A 660-nucleotide genomic window follows, 5' to 3' on the forward strand; every position below is an offset into this window, starting at 1 on the left:
GCTACCTACCAGTAGGCGCATGTCCAGTAGTGGACTGTGGTGCTGTTGATGTACTCAGTAATACTCACGGTGACCATGAGCGTAGACTCGGCATTTGCGACCAACACAAACACGTCTGCGTCCAGGCAGTATTTGTCGATCGATCCAGTCTTGGAATAACACTGGAGAGTGGGTTAGTGTCATTCCAGTGCTTGAACAGTTTTTTAATCGAAATTGTTGTATAGCGTGCTGTTTACAATCAATTTCCAGTGTCTGGGCACTGGAATGACAATAGTATTTCTGCGCAAATGTTTCAGTTGCAATGGAACCTCAAAATAATTTTGACATATTTCATTCTTTGTTCTTTGGAGTCTTTCTCTTTGCCGTCTTGTGATTTCACTATTTGATTACTAGTATGTAAATTGTGAATTTAATTGAGCTTAAATCTACAACATCATCACTTTTATAGCGGGCATTCTATGATTATTCATTTGTCATTATGAATCCAAATTGCAGTATTATGAATTTCGATGTAGAGATAACAAATTCCGTTGTTTTTTAAATGTCACACACAACAAATTCAATAAAGATACGATCGATCGACAAATACTGCCTGGACGCAGACGTGTTTGTGTTGGTCGCAAACGCGGAGTCTACGCTCATGGTCACCGTGAGTATTAC

1 protein-coding gene is annotated in these 660 nt (G+C 39.5%); it reads left to right on the forward strand.

Features of this window, described 5'->3' with window-relative positions:
• Positions 1-224, forward strand: a 224-nt coding sequence (locus ACJ5GX_RS08025) for a hypothetical protein (RefSeq protein WP_495292889.1), incomplete at its 5' end; no start/stop codon positions are given.
• Positions 225-660 lie beyond the last annotated feature (436 nt).

Source organism: Wolbachia endosymbiont of Tuta absoluta (genome assembly GCF_059414725.1).